The sequence below is a fragment of the Roseimaritima sediminicola genome, from assembly GCF_009618275.1.
In the GTDB taxonomy this organism is placed as follows: domain Bacteria; phylum Planctomycetota; class Planctomycetia; order Pirellulales; family Pirellulaceae; genus Roseimaritima; species Roseimaritima sediminicola.
The window spans coordinates 1-1591 of sequence record NZ_WIAD01000119.1 but is presented as its reverse complement, the minus strand read 5'-3'; the positions used below and the strand labels follow the sequence as shown (position 1 = coordinate 1591).

At 58.0% G+C, this 1591-nt stretch carries 2 protein-coding genes; both read left to right on the top strand.

What is annotated here, in order from left to right; all coding sequences use genetic code 11:
* Positions 1-331, top strand: a 331-nt coding sequence (locus GE027_RS22505) for a transposase (RefSeq protein WP_202617511.1), incomplete at its 5' end; no start/stop codon positions are given.
* Entirely contained in the window at positions 328-1374 is a 1047-nt protein-coding gene (locus GE027_RS22500; RefSeq protein WP_202617512.1) for an IS3 family transposase, read from the top strand. The genes GE027_RS22505 and GE027_RS22500, both read left to right, overlap by 4 nt.
* Positions 1375-1591: the final 217 nt, after the last annotated feature.

The window sequence follows — 1591 nt, the reverse complement described above, 5'->3', positions numbered from 1 at the left end:
AAACGAGTCGATGTCGAAAAGACGAAATCTAACGCCTGAACAGAAAGTTGCGATCGTGCGGGAGCATCTCCTGGATCACACGCCCGTCTCGGATCTGTGCGACAAGTATTCCATTCATCCCACTCAGTACTACAACTGGCAGAAGCAGTTCTTCGAGAATGGCGCTCAATGCTTCGCCAGGAAAACCAATTCCGCGAACGCTCGGCGACAACAGGACGCACAGCAAAAGAAGATCGAAGAGCTCGAAGCCAAGATCCAGAACAAGAACGAAGTCGTCGCGGAGCTGCTTGAGGAGCACGTCAAGCTAAAAAAAGCCAGTGGGGGACCCTGAACGGCAAATGGGTCTCTCACGATGTTCGCGATGCCGTCGTCGACTACGTCAATCACTGGAAGCAGCGAGCGGAGCTGCCGGCCAAACGGATCCTTGCGTGGATCGGGCTGTACGAGTCGACGTTCTACAAGTGGTGCCGCAGCTACGGCAAGACCTACGACCACAATGGCGCCATTCCTCGCGATCACTGGCTCGAGGACTGGGAACGTGACGCGATCGTTCGGTTCCATTTTAAACATCCGCTCGAAGGCTATCGCCGGCTGACCTACATGATGCTCGACGCCGACATCGTTGCGGTCAGTCCGGCAACGGTCTATCGCGTGCTCAGCAAAGCCGATCTATTGGGTCGCAAAACGAGCAAAACCAAGACAAAAGGCATGGGGTTCAACCAGCCTGCTGCTCCGCACCGGCACTGGCATGTGGATGTGTCCCACTTGAATATCTGCGGGACGTTTTACTACATGACCAGTGTGATCGACGGTTACTCTCGAGCGGTTGTGCACTGGGAAATTCGCGAGCAGATGAAGGAGCTGGACATCGAAACGATTCTCCAGCGTGCCAAGGAGATGCATCCGGGCGTGAAGCCGCAGATCATCACCGACAATGGCCCACAGTTCATCAGCAACGACTTCAAGCAGTTCATCCGGATCAGCGGAATGACGCACGTTCGCACCAGCCCCTACTATCCGCAGAGCAACGGCAAGATCGAGCGCTACCACCGCACGATCAAGTCGGAGTGCATCCGCCCCAAGACTCCGCTATCGCTGGGAGACGCTCAGCGCACGGTGAGCGACTTCGTTCGGACGTACAACCACGAGCGTCTTCATAGTGCAATCGGCTATGTGACGCCTGCGGATATGTTGGCTGGCCGAGCGGCGTCGATCCACGCGGCTCGAGACCAGAAGCTGGCCGACGCGCGAACGCGTCGTGGCAATGCACGCCGAGCCGCCCGCGAGGGCCAATCGGCAACGTATACTGGAGATGCCCGGCCGGAGGATAAGGCACTGCTGAGGAGCAACCTGAGCGCCGCGCCGGGTGCTTAGACCGAGCGGGGGCGGCCAGCGGGGCAGATGGCCGTCACCACTCTTCCTCTCTCGGGTAAGCCACAAAGCGCAAAACCTTCCGGGCACGATGCCCGGACCGTTCCGACAGGATGTCGGCCACGCTGGACACTGCGAACGGTTCGCAGCCACCTTTTTAACCACCGCCAAGTAGCTTAACTCAACCCTCGGAAACTAGTCGTTCCGCTGAACCATTACA